Raw genomic sequence first — 14323 nt, 5'->3', positions numbered from 1 at the left:
CGGGGCCGTGCGGGAGGGGTGCGGCCGGGCGTCAGCGGGTGACGTCGGCGAGCAGCGCACCGTCGTCGAGCGACTCGACGCGTTCGGTGGCCTGGGAGAAGTCGTGACCCGCGGTGTTGGCGTTCGGGAAGGCGACGACGCGCACACCCGCACCGGTCGCCGAGGCGACGCCACCGACGTTGTCCTCGATGGCGACCACGCTGTCGGCGGTCTCGCCGAGCGCGGCGATCGCGTGCGTGTACGCCGCCGGGTCGGGCTTGGGTGCGGACACGATCGCGCGGTCGACGAGCAGCGCGAAGTCCGCGCGCGTCACGTCCGGTCCGAGCGCGTCGAGGACCGCGTCGACATTGTCGCGGGAGGTCGTCGTGACCAGCCCGACGGTGACCCCGCGGCCGTGCGCGGCCTTGATGGTCTCGCGGACACCGGGGCGCGGGGTCGCGCCGGACTCCCGCAGCTTCGTCCGGAAGACCTCGGACTTGGTGGCGTGCACGGCGTCGGCGTCGACGGTCTCACCGGTGGACGCGGCGTGCTCGGCGATGCGCTGGGCGCCGCCGTTGGACTCCAGCATGGCGAGGTAGTCGTCGCGGTCCCAGTGCCAGTCGAGGCCGTGCCGGGAGAAGGCCTCGTTGAACGCCTCGCGCTGCAGCTCGGAGGTGTCGACGAGGGTGGAGATGGAGCCGAACAGGATCGCGGGCACGGGGGTGCTCCTTCGCGGTCGGAGCATGCCGACGCACGCCCCGCCGCGGGTGGCGGCGGCGGGGCGGGATGCGCGTACGGACGCTCGTGGGAGGCGCCGATCCTGCTGCGTGTGGACACGCCGGACCGACCGGTTCGCGGTGGCGGCCGCTCTGGTGGACCGCCTCCTCCCAGTATCGAGGGGCCCCCGTGTTCGGCAACTCGAACTCGGCCGGCCGAGCCTCAGAAGGGTCGGTCACCCGCGATCGCGACACGCTCGGCGACCCGGGTGTGCGGGTGGTAGTCGCCGACGGCGTAGTGCTGGGTCGCCCGGTTGTCCCAGAACGCGAGCGTCCCCTCCGACCAGCGGTAGCGGACCTGGAACTCGGGCACGTGGGCCTGGGCGAACAGGTGCCGCAGCAGCGCGTCGGACTCCTCGCGCGGCAGACCGACGATCGCGGTGGTGAACGAGGCGTTCACGAACAGCGTGCGCCGCCCGGTCTCCGGGTGGGTCCGGACGACGGGGTGGGTCACCGGCGGGAACAGCTCGTGGCCGCGGGCCAGCCGCTCCGGGTCCAGGAACCGGGCGAAGCCGGGCACCATGTCGTGCACCGCGACGGCGTCGTCGATGCGTGCCTTCACCTCGTCGGTGAGGTTGTCGTAGGCGACGGCCATGTCGGCCCACATCGTGTCCCCGCCGAACGGCGGCGTCTGCACCATCCGCAGCATGGCGCCCATCGCCGGAGCGGTGCGGAACGTGGTGTCGGCGTGCCAGATGTTCTCGTAGGTGCGCTTCCCGGTGCCGAAACGGACGACGTCGGCGGAGTCACCGGTGTCGAGCATCGGGTTGGTCTCCAGGTCGCCCCAGAGCAGTGCGAGCTCACGCTGCCGCTCGCTGGTCAGGTGCTGGCCGGGGAAGAACAGGACCTTCCACTCCAGCAGGGCCCGGTGCAGCTCGGCCCGCAGCTGCTCGTCGACCTGCTCCCGCAGGTCGATCCCGGTGATCTCGGCGCCCAGGGTGCGTCCGAGCGGGGTGACGGTGAACGCCTCGTACCGCGCGCTGCTCCGGTCCGGCCCGTCGCCCGGCAGACGGGCGAGCAGGCGCTCGCCCTCCAGCAGGTCGATGGCGGGAGTGGTGCGGGGCCGGGTGACCGGCGCGTCGAAGTTGATCGTCACACCGCGATGGTGCGCGCCGGCTCCGGTGGCCGACAATGCGGGGTCCACCCGGCGGAGTCCTGTCCGGTCAACTCCGGCGCGCGCCGCCCCGGACCCACTCCAGCGCGGCGTGCCCGGCGGGCGTGAGCGCGGCCGTCAGCTCGCGGACCGCGGTGTCGGGCAGCGGGAACCGCGCCCCTTCCCGGGTGGACGCCCACACCGACGCGGCCAGGTCCACCGGACCGGCCGCCTGTACCAGCAGCGGAACCACCCGCCGGTACTCCGAACGCACCAGCGCGTCGAGCGCGGTCGCGGCGACCGAGACGTCGAAGTCCAGGTCCCCGGGGTCGGTGGAGTCGGCGAGGTCCAGGCTGCGCCGCTCCGCGATGATCCCGAGCAGCACCGGGTGCAGCCGCGGGTGGTCGCCCAGCACGCGGTCGGGGTCGACGTCCCACTCCCCCGGCACGCCCAGGTCGAGGGCGCGGGAGCAGAACTCGCGGTGGAACATGTTCAGCGCGAGCAGCCGCAGGACCAGCTCGCCGCGCTCGTACTCGGTGCCGGCGGCCGCCAGTCCGGCCCGGGTGAGGATCGACCAGGCCCACGCCGCCCACTCCGGCTCGGAGCCGTCGTAGCAGAGGTCGAAGACGCTCGTCGCGACCTCGTGGAGGTCCCCGAGGACGTCGGCGGGGTCCGGGGGTTCGAACAGGTCGTCCCACATGTCGGTCATCGGTGACGGTTCTACACGCGTGCCGCGGGCTCCGGTCCGCGCCACCACCCGGAGGGACGCGTTGCCCCGGGCGGCTGCGGCCGTTGACCGAGTATGAGCAGCGCCGGAGCGTCCGAGCCGACCGCCGTCGTCCTCCCGCTGGGGGACTCGGCCACGACCGACCCGTGGGAGCTCCTGGCCCGCGGGGAAGGCGCGATCCTGCGGTCCGAGCCCAGCCCGGGGACGGGCACGGACTGGCGCAAGCCCCTGCGCGCGACGAGCGCGCTGGCCGACGGCGTGGCGAAGGCGGTCGCCGGCACGGGACAGGCCGTCACCGCCACCGGTCAGCGCTTCATCCTGCAGATGCCCAGCGGCAGCACCGACTCGCTGATGAAGGCCGTCAGCGGCGGCTATCGCGGGATGACCACGAACGGTGCCGGGCGCATCACCGGTCAGGTGCGGCTCCTGCCGATGAGTCCCGGAGCGCTGGCGAAGTCGATGAGCCCGGTCGGCGTCGGGCTGCTCGCACTCACCGTCGCTGCGGAGATGCTGGGCGGCGACGAGCAGACCCGCACCCTCGGCGAGATCAAGAAGGGCGTCGACCGGCTGGCCGTGCGGCTGGAGCTCGACGACGAGGCCGAGCTCAGGACGGCCGAGCAGACGATCGAGACCGCGCACGCCGCGCTGCTCGACGGTGCGTCCATTCCCGAGAGCGTCGGGCTCGGCGCCGCGATGCGGGACCTCCAGGTCATCCGCAACCGCTCCGTGGCGCTCCTCGACGGGTGGGAGCAGGTCGCCAGGGAGTGCGCGGCAACGACGTCCGGCTCGGAGCTGCGGGAGAAGCTGGGCAACGTCGGCTCACTCGGCTGGGATTCGTTCGGGCTGGCCGTCCACACCGCCTACCGGGCGATCGCTCTGGACAGCCGCCGGACCGTCCTCACCGCGACCGAGGCCCAGCTGCGTAACCCCGGCGCGCCGCTCGCGGCATTCCGAGCCACTGTCGACGCCGATCTGGCGGCACGCGCCGACGAGGTCCGCCGGATGCGGATGCTGTTCACCCGCCTGGCCTCGACTCCTCTGACGGCGAGCACCTTCTCCGGCCGGTTCCTGCCCGCGTTCGCCAGCGACGAGGCCGCCGAGAACGGTCGGAGTCAGGCTCTGTTCGCCCATCTGTCCGCGGCGTTGGCACCACAGGTCGCTCTACCGACTTCCGTGGAGGCCGACACCATCACGATGGACTCGCGCCCCGACGGGACCATGCGTCTGATCCGTCCTGTCTGACGCGGCCCGAGGAATCGGCCGGAATCACGATTGCCGGATCGCCCTCCGGGTACCACCGGCGCAGCACTCCCACTTCCGCAGCGGACCGGGCGGCGCGGGCGTGTCGTCGTCGGCTGCTCGAAACCGTCGGACCCGACAGGCAGGATGGACCCATGACGACCACCGAGTCCGCCCCGAACTCGCGACCGTCCGGTCTCGACCTCAACTGGGTCGACCCGGACGTCCGCCCCCAGGACGACCTGTTCGCCCACGTGAACGGCCGGTGGCTGGCGACCCACGAGATCCCCGACGACCGCTCGCAGGACGGCGCGTTCCGCGTCCTGCGCGACCGGGCCGAGGACCAGGTCCACGAGATCGTCGAGGAATGTGCCTCGTCGTCCGAGCCCGGCACCGAGGCCCGCAAGGTCGGGGACCTGTACCGGTCCTTCATGGACGTCGAGCGGGCCGAGGAGCTCGGGACCGCGCCACTGCGCCCGCTGCTCGACGAGATCCACGCCGCCACCGACCGGGCCGCGCTCGCGACCGTGCTCGGCCGGCGCCAGCGCGAGGGCCGCGCCGCGCTGTTCGGCGAGTTCATCGCGACCGACCTCAAGGACTCGTCCCGCTACCTGGTGAACCTCAACCAGGCCGGGCTGGGGCTGCCCGACGAGTCGTACTACGGCGAGGAGGGCGACCCGGAGATCCGCACGAAGTACGTCGAGTACCTCCGGCGCCTCGCCGAGCTGGTCGGGCTGGCCGAGCCGGAGCGCGTCGCCGAGCAGGTCATGGACCTGGAGACCGCGCTCGCCGACGCGTCGTGGGACCGGGTCCTCAACCGGGACGCCGAGAAGACCTACACCCTGATGACCCGCGACGAGCTCCGCGCCGCCGCCCCGGGCTTCGACTGGGCCGAGTGGGAGTCCGCGCTGGGGGTGCCCGCGCACGCCTACGACGAGGTCATCGTCCGCCAGCCGAGCTTCGTCACCGCGGCCGGTGAGCTGTGGGCCGGGCGCCCGCTGGAGCAGTGGCAGGCGTGGCTGGCGCTGACCGTCGCCGGGTCGTGCGCGGAGTTCCTGTCCGCCGACCTGGTCGAGGCCGACTTCGACTTCTTCGGCCGCACCCTGTCCGGCACCCCGGAGCTGCGCGAGCGGTGGAAGCGCGGGGTGTCGCTGGTGGAGGGCGCGCTCGGCGAGGCAGTCGCGAAGATCTACGTCGAGCGGCACTTCCCGCCGCGGGCCAAGGAGCGCATCACCGAGCTGGTCGACAACATCGTCGAGGCCTACCGGCGGTCGATCTCCACCCTGGACTGGATGAGCCCGGCCACCCGGGAGCGGGCGCTGGACAAGCTCGGCAAGTTCACCCCGAAGGTCGGCTACCCGGACGCCTGGAAGGACTACTCCGACCTGCAGATCGACCCGGCCGACCTGCTCGGCAACGCGGGCCGGGCCGCGGAGTGGCGTCACGACTTCGAGTACGCCAAGCTCGGCGGCCCCGTCGACCACGGCGAGTGGCTGATGACCCCGCAAACGGTCAACGCCTACTACCACCCGCGGCTCAACGAGATCGTGTTCCCGGCCGCGATCCTGCAGCCGCCGTTCTTCGACGCCGACGCCGACGACGCCGCGAACTACGGCGGAATCGGTGCGGTCATCGGCCACGAGATCGGGCACGGCTTCGACGACCAGGGCTCCCGCTACGACGGCGACGGCAACCTCACCGACTGGTGGGAGGCCGCCGACCGGACCGAGTTCGAGTCCCGCGCGAAGATGCTGATCGACCAGTACGACGGCCTGTCCCCCGCCGGCCTGCCCGACCACAAGGTCAACGGCTCGCTGACGGTCGGCGAGAACATCGGCGACCTGGGTGGGCTGACGATCTCGCTGAAGGCCTACGGGATCGCGCACGAGGGCTCCGAGCCGCCGGTGATCGACGGTCTGACCGGCGAGCAGCGGGTGCTGTTCGGCTGGGCGCAGGTGTGGCGGGCGGTGACCCGCGACGCCGAGGCGATCCGGCGGCTCACCACCGACCCGCACTCGCCGCCGGACCTGCGGTGCAACGCGGTCGTCACGAACCTCGACACGTTCCACGAGGCGTTCGGGGTGACCGAGGACGACGGGCTCTACACCGACCCGGACCGGCGCGTCCGGATCTGGTGAGGCATTCCCCCGCGCCGGGTTGACCGGCCGGCGCGGGGGTATCCGGTCCCATGACGCAGAAGTTCGCCAAGGGCACGTGGGTCGCGTGGAACTGGGGCAACGGCACCCCGACCGGCAAGGTCGTGGACCACTCCACCGACCGCATCGAGAAGACCATCGACGGGTCGAAGCAGTCCCGCAACGGGACCGAGGACAACCCGGCCTACGTGCTGGAGCAGGAGGACGGCCAGACCGTCCTCAAGCTCCACTCGGAACTGAAGAAGGCGTGACCCGCCGGCGGCGGCGCCGCACCACCAGGTAGACCACGACGAGCAGGGCCAGGAAGGGCAGACCCGCCTGCGCCGCCGTCGCGAACTGGGTGGTGAACGGCGTCGTCGCCAGCACCGCGGCGACGAACAGCATCGCCGCGACGGTCGTGTACGGGGCGCCCCACAGCCGTACCGGGGACTCCTGCCCCGCGCCGGACCGGCGGAACGCCAGGTGCGCGGCGAAGATCAGCAGCCAGGTCACCAGCGCCCCGAACAGCGCCAGCCCGACGAGCAGCGGGAAGGCGGTGGCCTCGGCGAACACCGAGACCAGCGAGGCGAGCGCCAGCCCGACGGCGGACAGCGCGAGCGCCCGCTGCGGGGCGCCGTGCCGGTTGACCCGGGCGAGCGAGCGGGGTGCGTAGCCGTCGCGGGCCAGCGAGTAGGTCATGCGCGCGGTCACGTAGAGGTTCGTGTTCATCGCCGACAGCGCCGCGGTCAGCACCACGACGTTCATCACCGCGGCCGCCGCGGGCACCCCCGCCAGGGCGAACAGGCGGACGAACGGCGACTCGGTGACGTCGTCGCCGGTCGTCACGGTGTTCCACGGCAACAGGGTCACCACCACCAGCATCGCCCCGACGTAGAAAACCGCGAGGCGCACCACGGTGCGCCGGGCCGCGCGCGGGATGTCGCGGACCGGGTCCGAGGACTCGGCCGCGGTGACGGCGACGGCCTCGGTGCCGAGGAACGAGAAGGTCACCACGGTCAGGGCGAGCCAGATAGCGCCGAGGCCGTTCGGGGCGAACCCGCCGTGCGCGGTGAGCGCGCCGAGGCCCACGGGCTGCTGCCCGGGCAGACCGAACACGATCGCGACGAGGCCGACGGCGATGAACGCCACGATCGTCACGACCTTGATCATCGCGAACCAGTACTCGGTCTCGCCGAAAAAGCGGACCGCGCCCGCGTTGACCGCGAGCATCACCACCGAGAACCCGACGACCGGGATCCACAGCGGCAGGTCGGGATACCAGAACGTCAGGTAGAGCCCGGCCGCGACGACCTCGCTGCCGATGTTCACGACCTGCGCGGCCCAGTACATCCAGCGCTGCACGAACCCGGCACCGTGCCCGAGGTAGCGCTGGGTGATGGGCCCGAATCCCCCGGCCTCGGGGTGGCGCACCACCATCTCGGCCAATGCGTAGGCCAGGACCAGCGCGACGACGGCGGCGACGACGTAGGCGACGATCACCGCCGGCCCGGCGATGGAGATGGCGAGCCCGGAGCCGAGGAACAGCCCGGTCCCGATTGCGCCGCCCACGGCGATCATGCCGATCTGGCGTCCGTCGAGTTCACGGCGCAGGCCGTCCATGGTGCTCCCCGTGCGGTACCGCTCCCCCGGCCCGGGTCACGGGCGGGGCGCGCCGGCGCCGGTCCCGGCCGGTGGGCCGGAGCGGTGCGGGGCGCAACGGGCGGTGATCCTCGCACGCGTCCGGCGGTGTCAGTTTCGGGGGCCGTCCGGCGGCGCCTCGACCAGTGCCCGGCGGAACCAGGTCACGTCGCGCCACGCCCCGTGCTTCCAGCCGACACCGCGGAACGTCCCGACCTCGCTGAACCCCAGGGCGCGGTGCAGCGCGGCGCTCGCCTCGTTCGGCACGGTCATCCCGGCCACGGCGACGACCATGCCGCGCGCGACCAGCTCGGCGAACAGCGCCTCGTACAGCGCCCGGCCCAGCCCCCGTCCCTGCGCCGACGGGGCCAGTTAGACCGATACCTCGCAGGTCCACGCGTAGGCCTCGCGGGACTTCCAGGGCCCGCCGTAGGCGTAGCCGAGCACCTCACCGCCGGGGCCGACGGCGACCAGCCAGGCGTGCCGTTCCCGGGCGGCGGCGATCCGCTCGGCCATCTCCACCGGGCCCGGCGGCTCGGCCTCGAAGCTGATCGCGGTGTCCCGGACGTAGGGGGGCGTAGACGGCGGCGCAGGCGTCGGCGTCCTCGGCGGTCGCCGGGCGGATGACGGGTCGGTTCGGCACGGTTCACAGCCAATCACGGTGCACCGGTCGCGTCCGGGGGTGAGGATCGACGTGTGCTCCTGTCGATCGTGCTCGGACTCCTCTTCGGCCTCGCCGGCACCTCGACGTCGGGGATGACGGTCGCGTTGCCGTTGCTCGCCGACGGGCTCGGCGTCGACACCGCGGTCGCGACCTGGATGGTGAGCGGGTACGCGGTCGCGCTGGCCGTCGCGACGCCGGTGCACGGACGGCTCGCCGACGCCGTCGGCATCCGGGTGCCGCTGTGTGTCGGGGTAAGCCTGCTCGGGCTGGGAGCGCTCGCCGCGGCGGCCGCTCCGAGCTTCGGTCTGCTGATGGCCGCCCGGATCGTGCAGGGGCTGGGCGCGGCGTCGGTCCCGGTGCTCGCCTCGGCGCTGCTGGCCGCCAGGACCCCACCGGAACGACGCGGCGGCGTGCTCGGGCGGCTGGCCGGGATCTCGGCCGCACTGTCCGCGCTCGGCCCGCTGATCGGCGGGGCGCTGACGACGGTCGGCGGCTGGCGGGCCGCGGTCGCGCTGCCCGTGCTGGCGCTGCTCGCGGTCCCCTACCTGTGGCGGCACTCGGTGGTCCGCGGCGACGGCGCCCGGGTGGACCTGGTGGGTGCGGTGATCGTCGCGACGGCGGTCACCGGACTGGTGCTGCTGGTGCAGTCGCCCAGCGCGGGCGCGGTCGCGGCCGTCGCCGGTGGGGTGCTGCTCGCGGTCGGTGTCCCGGTGACGGCGCTGTGGGTGCGGGCCCGGCCCGACGGGTTCCTGCCGCGCGGGGTGGTCGGCAACGCGACGGTGGTGCGCAGCTCGCTGTGCGCCTCGGCGGTGCCGGCCAGCTGGTTCGCCCTGCTGCTGGGCATCCCGCTGGAGCTCGCCGAGCGCGGCTGGAGCCCGCTGGCCACCGGGCTGGTGCTGGTGCCCTCGGCGGTGGTGGCGTTGGTGTGCCCGGCGGCGTCGGCGTTCCTGCAGGCCCGGATCGGGCCGCGGCAGACCCTCACGTGCGCGTGCGCGACGACCGTCGTCGGGCTGGTCGTGGCCGTGGCCGGGGTGGCGAGCCACCTGCCGTGGGTGCTCGCGCTCGCGCCGATGCTGGTGACGCTGGCGTTCGGCACCGGGCAGCCCGCGATGATCGCCGCCGTCGGCACCGCGGTGCCGCAGGACCGGCGCAGCGGCGCGATCGGGGTGGCGACGCTGTGCTTCCTCACCGGCGCCGGGATCGGGGCGGCGGTGATCGGCGGGTTCGCCGCCGTCGTCGGGCTGAGCGCGGCGCTCGCGCTGCTGCTGGTGCTGCCCGTCGCCGGGACCGCGGTACAGATGCTCGCGGGGCGCCGGCCCGGAACGGCGTGACCGTCCACCCGCACCCCGGCGACGCCCGGTGGCCGGCCGGGCCGGTCGTCGCCGGCCGAGCCGCTCAGCGGCCCGCCCGGACCGAGCGCCGCACCTCGTCGGCGTAGCGCAGGCGCAGCGCCGCGGCCCGGGCGGCCCCGGCCGCACGCGGCTCGGTGCCGGGGGTCTCCCGGGCCACGACGTCGTCGAGCCACACCCGGAAACAGCCGTGCAGCCCGCGGACCAGGCCGTCGAGCAGGCACGACGCCGGGTCCAGCGGGTCCAGCACGGTCGAGACCGCCCGGTGGCCCCGCTCGGGGTCCGGCACCGGCTCCGGGCACACGACGAACCAGCCCTGCCGGGCCAGGACGGCCTCCTGGAGCAGGTCGAGGACCACCTCCGCCTCACCGGTCCCGGCGAGGGTGCAGAGCACGTGCCGGGTCACCGCGAGGTCCTCGTGCCCGATCGCCTCGGCGAGCGCGACGACGTCGGGCACCGTGTGCCCGACCCGCTCCGCGACGAGCGCGGCCGAGGCCCGCAGCCAGCGCAGGGTCGCGACGGCGGCCGCGTTCGGCTCGACCGACGTCACGATCGCGGGCGGGCCGAGCGGGTCGTCGTGCAGCAGCGCGTGGGCGACGAGGAGCTGCTCGGCCGGGGCGTCGCACCGGGGGTGGACGACGGCCTGGGCGGAGCGTCCGGTGAGGACGCCGTCGTCGGCGTCGAGCACGGCGTCGGTCTCGGCGCGGACGTCGGCGGCGACGGCGTCGCGGAACGCCCGCCCCGGTGCCCGCGCCACGATCCGGCCCAGCAGGTGCGCGGTCTCGGCACAGCCGTCCTCCATGACCCGCAGCAGGTCCCCGACCGGCTGGTTCGGGTGCCGCACCGCCGCGGCGAGCGCCTCCGGGTCGAGCTCGTGCGCGGCCTGGTCGGCGTAGGTGGCCCACAGGTGCGTCGACAGGGCGCTCAGCGCCTTCGCGGTGCGGCGGGCCAGGGAGTGGTCGAGGGACTTCGGGACGCGGGCGGCCCGGTGGGCGACGGCGCCGTCGCCGGTGGGCCAGCAGGCGACGATCGTCGAGGCGACCGGGTCGTGGGCGTAGGTGGTCATGCGGCTTGGACGAGGCCCGCGCCGCGGCGGTTCCGCCGGGTCCGCGGTCGGGCACCGACGGCCGCTCCCGACCGCCGGGTCACCGGCCCGGCCGGTACACCAACCGTCGCAGCAGCTGCTCGGCCGGGCCCGTGCGGCCGGCCCGTTCGAGTCCGACGGCGACGACGACGGTCACCGCCCACACCCCGACCGCGTAGACGGCCATCCCGGCGCTGCCCAGCAGTCCACCCACCCCGAGCCCCCAGGCCGCGAGGACCGGCGCGCACAGCACGGACTGTCCCAGATAGCCGGTCATCGACCGCCTGCCCAGCGCGGTCACCGCCGACCCGACCCGCCCCGGTGGCCGCCCCTCGAGCCGGGCGGCGAGCAGACCGAACACCGCGACGTAGCCGATCCCGCACGCCAGACCGGTGACCATCTGGACGGCGGTGAACGCCCAGACCACCGTGCCGAGCTCCGGCAGCACGCCGACGTGGGCGAGCGCGTGCGGCAGCCCGCCGAGCCAGCCGACCGCGACCCCCACGACGGCCACCGGCCACAGCAGCCGCCGGTGCTCGGCCGGCCGTTCCAGCACCCTGCGCCGGGCGGCCCAGACCCCGAGGAGCATCGCGACCGGTACCGCGAGCCCGAACAGTCCCTGGCCGAGCACAATGAACGGCCACAGCAGCATCCGGTCCAGCGCCGCCGTGAGCGGGTCGGTGGCCGAGGCGCTCGCGGTCACGAAGGCGGGGAGCCCGCCGGCCTGCACCGGCACTCCCCCGACGACGACCGCCCAGGCCCCGTACAGCGAGAACGCGGCGAACGCCGTGAGGACGACGGTGCCCAGCGCCGACCACACCAGCAGGGTCCGGTCGGAGCGTCGCAGGAACAGCCAGGTCAGCACCAGCCCGCACAGGCCGTACGCGCCCAGGACGTCGCCGCCCCACAGCAGCAGCGCGTGCACGAGACCGAACGCGATCAGCCACAGGTTGCGGCGGCGGAGCACCGCGAAGGCCCGGGCGTCCGGCGCCCCGGCCTCGGCCTGACGCCGACGGATCACCGCGAGGCCGTAGCCGAACAGGAACGCGAACATCGGGTACACCCGCATGTCCACGCCGATGATCAGCGCGGCCTGCACGACCCGGTCGACGGGCGAACCGTCGACCGGGTGGAAACCGGCCTCGGAGTGGGCCCGTCCGTACAGGTAGAACGGCGTGTTCGCGAGCGCGATGAGCAACAGCATCGCCCCGCGGGCGAGGTCCGGCGCCGGTGCGCGCTCCGCCGTCCCGAGCGGGCCGACCGGCTGCGGGCCCGGTTGCCCGGCCGTCACGACATCCTCACGCGGACCATCGCACCGCGTGACGTACCGGACAGGCAAGTGGAAATCGGGCAGTGGGCCGTCCGGTCAGTGGTTCCCGACCACCCGCTCCGGCACGACGAGCACCGCGGCCCGCCGCTGCTCGGCCATCACCCGGTCGTACTCGGCCCAGTCGTCGTGGGTCCCGCCGCACGCGACGAACACGTCCCGGAGGAGCTGCGGTACGTCGACGCCGTCCCGCGGTTCGTCCGGCCCGATGATCTCGGAGCTGCCCTCGACGGCCGCCCAGCGCCACCCGGCCCGCCAGTGCAGCGACGTCGCGGGTCGCGCACGCAACGCCGTCAGCTTGACGGGGCCGTAGGTGACGTAGGCGGCCACCGGGGCGCCGGTGACGGGGTGGTCGAGCACACCGGCGTTGACCAGCGAGGTGTGCGGGCGGCCGTCGGCGCGTACGACCGCCACGGTGCACAGCCCGGAGTCCTCGGCGACGATCCGCCGTACCGCGTCCAGATCCATGCCGCCAGTGTGGCGCGTCAGCGCCAGCCGAGCTTCTTGGTGCAGGCCGGCCAGGCCTTCCAGCCCTGCTCGTCCTGCACCTTCTTCGCGATCTCGATCTGCTGGGCCTTGGTGGCCTGCTCCGCGCTCGGCGCGTACTGGCGGCCGCCGAACTCCTTCCAGGTCGACGGCGTGAACTGCAGGCCGCCCTTGAAGCCGTTGCCGGTGTCGGCGTCCCAGTTGCCGGTGCTCTCGCAGTGCGCGAGCTTCTCCCAGGTGGCCGAGCGCTCGACGGACGGGGCCGACGGGGCCGACGAGGTCGACTCGGCCGCCGAGGCGGTCCCGGCGACGCCCAGCGGGGCGGCCGCCATCGCGGCGAACGCGCTGATCCGGGCGACCTGGCGGCCGGTCTCGGTGGGTTTGCGGTGTCGTCCAGCCATGGTCGTTCCTCTACCTCGGGGAGCAGGTACCGCCCGGACCGGAGTGCGGGGAGGACCCGGAGCGGCCGACACCGTAACCACGCCGAGACCATCGGTCACAACCCGTGACACCCGCCCACCGCGGAGTACGCGACGAGTGGTCGCCTGCCCGCGTTCACCGACGGACGGGGTAACGCATACCGCTCGCGCCGTCCGCCGATCAGGCTCCGCAGGTCGGCGCGGGGACCGGTTCTCCGCTCGCGGGAACCGGCACACGGCGGCCCAGCACGGCCGCGACGACGGCCAGCAGCGCGACGACGCCGCCGTACACCAGCGCCGTGGGGCGCAGCTCCCCCAGCGTCGCGGCGACGCCCGCGACCATCGCCGGCACCGAGAACGCCAGGTAGGCCAGTGTGTAGAGGGCGGCGAACAGCTCGCCGCGCTCGTGCGGGGCCGCGAGCGTGGACATCGTCCCGAACGTGGCGTAGGCGGCCGCACCGAATCCGAGCCCGGCGACGACCGCACCGACGGCGGCGAGCGCGAGCAGCCCGGTCGACACCCCGGCCAGGGTGACGACGGTGCCGGCGGCCAGCAGCCCGGCCGCCGGGACGAGCAGCGTCGACGGCACCCGCCCGCGCAGCGCAAACGCCGTCACCGCGCCGGTCCCGACGAGCGCGACGACGGTGAGCCCGCCGACCAGGTGGTCGTGCACCCCGAACACCTGCGCGACGACCGAGCCCCCGAGCGACAGGTAGAGCCCGCCGAGCGCCCAGCTGGCCAGCAGGATCGGCACGATCGCGACGAAGCCGGCCCGCACCCGTGGCGGCACCCCGACCCGCGGCCGCAGCGACGCGAGCGCCCCGGGCCGACAGTCGATCGTCTCCGGGATCAGCGCGACCAGCACGGCGGCCAGGACCAGGCCGGCGAGCAGCAGCGCCCAGACCAGGCGGGTCGGGGCGGGCGCGTACTCGACGAGCAGGCCGCAGCCGAGCGCACCGAGCGCCAGCCCGGCGAGCGGAGCGGTCCCGTTGATCGCACCCGCCCGGTCCGGCCGGTCACCGCGGGCGGCGAGGTCGACCAGCGTCGCGGGCAGCGTCGCCGTCGCCGCACCGGTCGCGACGCCCTGGACGACGCGCGCGACGAGCAGCCAGCCGACGCCGTCGGCCAGCAGGAACAGCACCAGGGACACGACCTCCAGCGCGATCGCACCGAGCAGCACCGGTTTGCGTCCGATGTGGTCGGACAGCGACCCGGCCACGAGCAGGGCGGCGATCAGCGCGAGGACGTAGACCGCGAAGACCGTGGTCAGCGTGAACTCGGTGAAGGCGAACCGCTCCTGGTAGAGGACGTAGAGCGGGGACGGCGCGGACGACGCGGCGAGGAACCAGACGAACGTCGCTGCGACGGCGGCGAACGCCACCGGCGGGGACAGGCGGGGCACGGTGC

General features: G+C 74.2%; 15 protein-coding genes. 4 read left to right on the top strand and 11 right to left on the bottom strand.

Annotation, left to right across the window (positions count from 1 at the left end; all coding sequences use genetic code 11):
• Positions 1 to 31: 31 nt before the first annotated feature.
• The 3 genes from AC0GKK_RS24695 to AC0GKK_RS24685 form a co-directional block, all read right to left on the bottom strand.
• On the bottom strand, positions 32 to 697 hold the full coding sequence (locus AC0GKK_RS24695) for an HAD family hydrolase (RefSeq protein WP_489882651.1): 666 nt from the start codon (positions 695 to 697) through the stop codon (positions 32 to 34).
• A 221-nt stretch (positions 698 to 918) separates the two neighbouring features.
• Positions 919 to 1851, bottom strand: a complete 933-nt coding sequence (locus AC0GKK_RS24690; RefSeq protein WP_251785077.1) for a TauD/TfdA dioxygenase family protein — start codon at positions 1849 to 1851, stop codon at positions 919 to 921.
• A gap of 67 nt (positions 1852 to 1918) precedes the next feature.
• Positions 1919 to 2557, bottom strand: a complete 639-nt coding sequence (locus tag AC0GKK_RS24685) for a hypothetical protein (protein WP_489882650.1) — start codon at positions 2555 to 2557, stop codon at positions 1919 to 1921.
• Between the two features lie 93 nt (positions 2558 to 2650).
• Between AC0GKK_RS24685 and AC0GKK_RS24680 the strand changes: the two genes are divergently transcribed.
• The 3 genes from AC0GKK_RS24680 (at position 2651) to AC0GKK_RS24670 (ending at position 6221) form a co-directional block, all read left to right on the top strand.
• Positions 2651 to 3817 carry a hypothetical protein gene (locus AC0GKK_RS24680; RefSeq protein WP_405416429.1) on the top strand — a complete coding sequence of 389 codons (1167 nt, stop codon included), beginning with the start codon at positions 2651 to 2653 and terminating at the stop codon, positions 3815 to 3817.
• Positions 3818 to 3969: 152 nt separating this feature from the next.
• The gene (locus tag AC0GKK_RS24675; protein WP_489882649.1) at positions 3970 to 5952 is read left to right on the top strand and encodes a M13 family metallopeptidase; all 1983 of its coding nucleotides are present in this window, start codon (positions 3970 to 3972) and stop codon (positions 5950 to 5952) included.
• Between the two features lie 50 nt (positions 5953 to 6002).
• Positions 6003 to 6221: a hypervirulence associated TUDOR domain-containing protein gene (locus AC0GKK_RS24670; protein WP_062396049.1), complete on the top strand. Its 219-nt coding sequence runs from the start codon at positions 6003 to 6005 to the stop codon at positions 6219 to 6221.
• Here AC0GKK_RS24670 and AC0GKK_RS24665 read toward each other — a convergent pair.
• From AC0GKK_RS24665 to AC0GKK_RS24655, 3 genes are all read right to left on the bottom strand, one after another.
• Positions 6190 to 7569 carry an amino acid permease gene (locus tag AC0GKK_RS24665; RefSeq protein ID WP_489882648.1) on the bottom strand — a complete coding sequence of 460 codons (1380 nt, stop codon included), beginning with the start codon at positions 7567 to 7569 and terminating at the stop codon, positions 6190 to 6192. The two genes, AC0GKK_RS24670 and AC0GKK_RS24665, sit on opposite strands and share 32 nt — an antisense overlap.
• A gap of 129 nt (positions 7570 to 7698) precedes the next feature.
• Positions 7699 to 7896, bottom strand: coding sequence for a GNAT family N-acetyltransferase (locus AC0GKK_RS24660; RefSeq protein WP_489884064.1), 198 nt, complete (start codon positions 7894 to 7896; stop codon positions 7699 to 7701).
• A 63-nt stretch (positions 7897 to 7959) separates the two neighbouring features.
• Positions 7960 to 8103 (bottom strand): GNAT family N-acetyltransferase, encoded by a 144-nt coding sequence (locus tag AC0GKK_RS24655; protein ID WP_405416421.1) that lies wholly within the window; start codon positions 8101 to 8103, stop codon positions 7960 to 7962.
• A gap of 180 nt (positions 8104 to 8283) precedes the next feature.
• On the opposite strand from AC0GKK_RS24655, the gene AC0GKK_RS24650 reads away from it, so the two are divergent.
• A complete protein-coding gene (locus AC0GKK_RS24650; protein WP_489882647.1) occupies positions 8284 to 9582 on the top strand; it encodes an MFS transporter in 1299 nt (432 codons plus the stop codon).
• A gap of 64 nt (positions 9583 to 9646) precedes the next feature.
• Here the strand turns inward: AC0GKK_RS24650 and AC0GKK_RS24645 are convergent, their stop codons facing one another.
• From AC0GKK_RS24645 to AC0GKK_RS24625, 5 genes are all read right to left on the bottom strand, one after another.
• A complete protein-coding gene (locus AC0GKK_RS24645; protein ID WP_489882646.1) occupies positions 9647 to 10666 on the bottom strand; it encodes a hypothetical protein in 1020 nt (339 codons plus the stop codon).
• Positions 10667 to 10745: 79 nt separating this feature from the next.
• The gene (locus AC0GKK_RS24640; protein WP_489882645.1) at positions 10746 to 11975 is read right to left on the bottom strand and encodes a DUF418 domain-containing protein; all 1230 of its coding nucleotides are present in this window, start codon (positions 11973 to 11975) and stop codon (positions 10746 to 10748) included.
• Positions 11976 to 12050: 75 nt separating this feature from the next.
• A complete protein-coding gene (locus AC0GKK_RS24635) occupies positions 12051 to 12479 on the bottom strand; it encodes a pyridoxamine 5'-phosphate oxidase family protein (protein WP_489882644.1) in 429 nt (142 codons plus the stop codon).
• A gap of 17 nt (positions 12480 to 12496) precedes the next feature.
• Positions 12497 to 12898 carry a transglycosylase family protein gene (locus tag AC0GKK_RS24630; protein WP_100878118.1) on the bottom strand — a complete coding sequence of 134 codons (402 nt, stop codon included), beginning with the start codon at positions 12896 to 12898 and terminating at the stop codon, positions 12497 to 12499.
• A 199-nt stretch (positions 12899 to 13097) separates the two neighbouring features.
• Positions 13098 to 14318: an MFS transporter gene (locus tag AC0GKK_RS24625; protein WP_489882643.1), complete on the bottom strand. Its 1221-nt coding sequence runs from the start codon at positions 14316 to 14318 to the stop codon at positions 13098 to 13100.
• Positions 14319 to 14323: the final 5 nt, after the last annotated feature.

Source organism: Pseudonocardia sp. P-1, from assembly GCF_058111925.1.
Note: the sequence above shows the minus strand (reverse complement) of the source record. Positions and strands in the feature narration are given on the sequence as shown.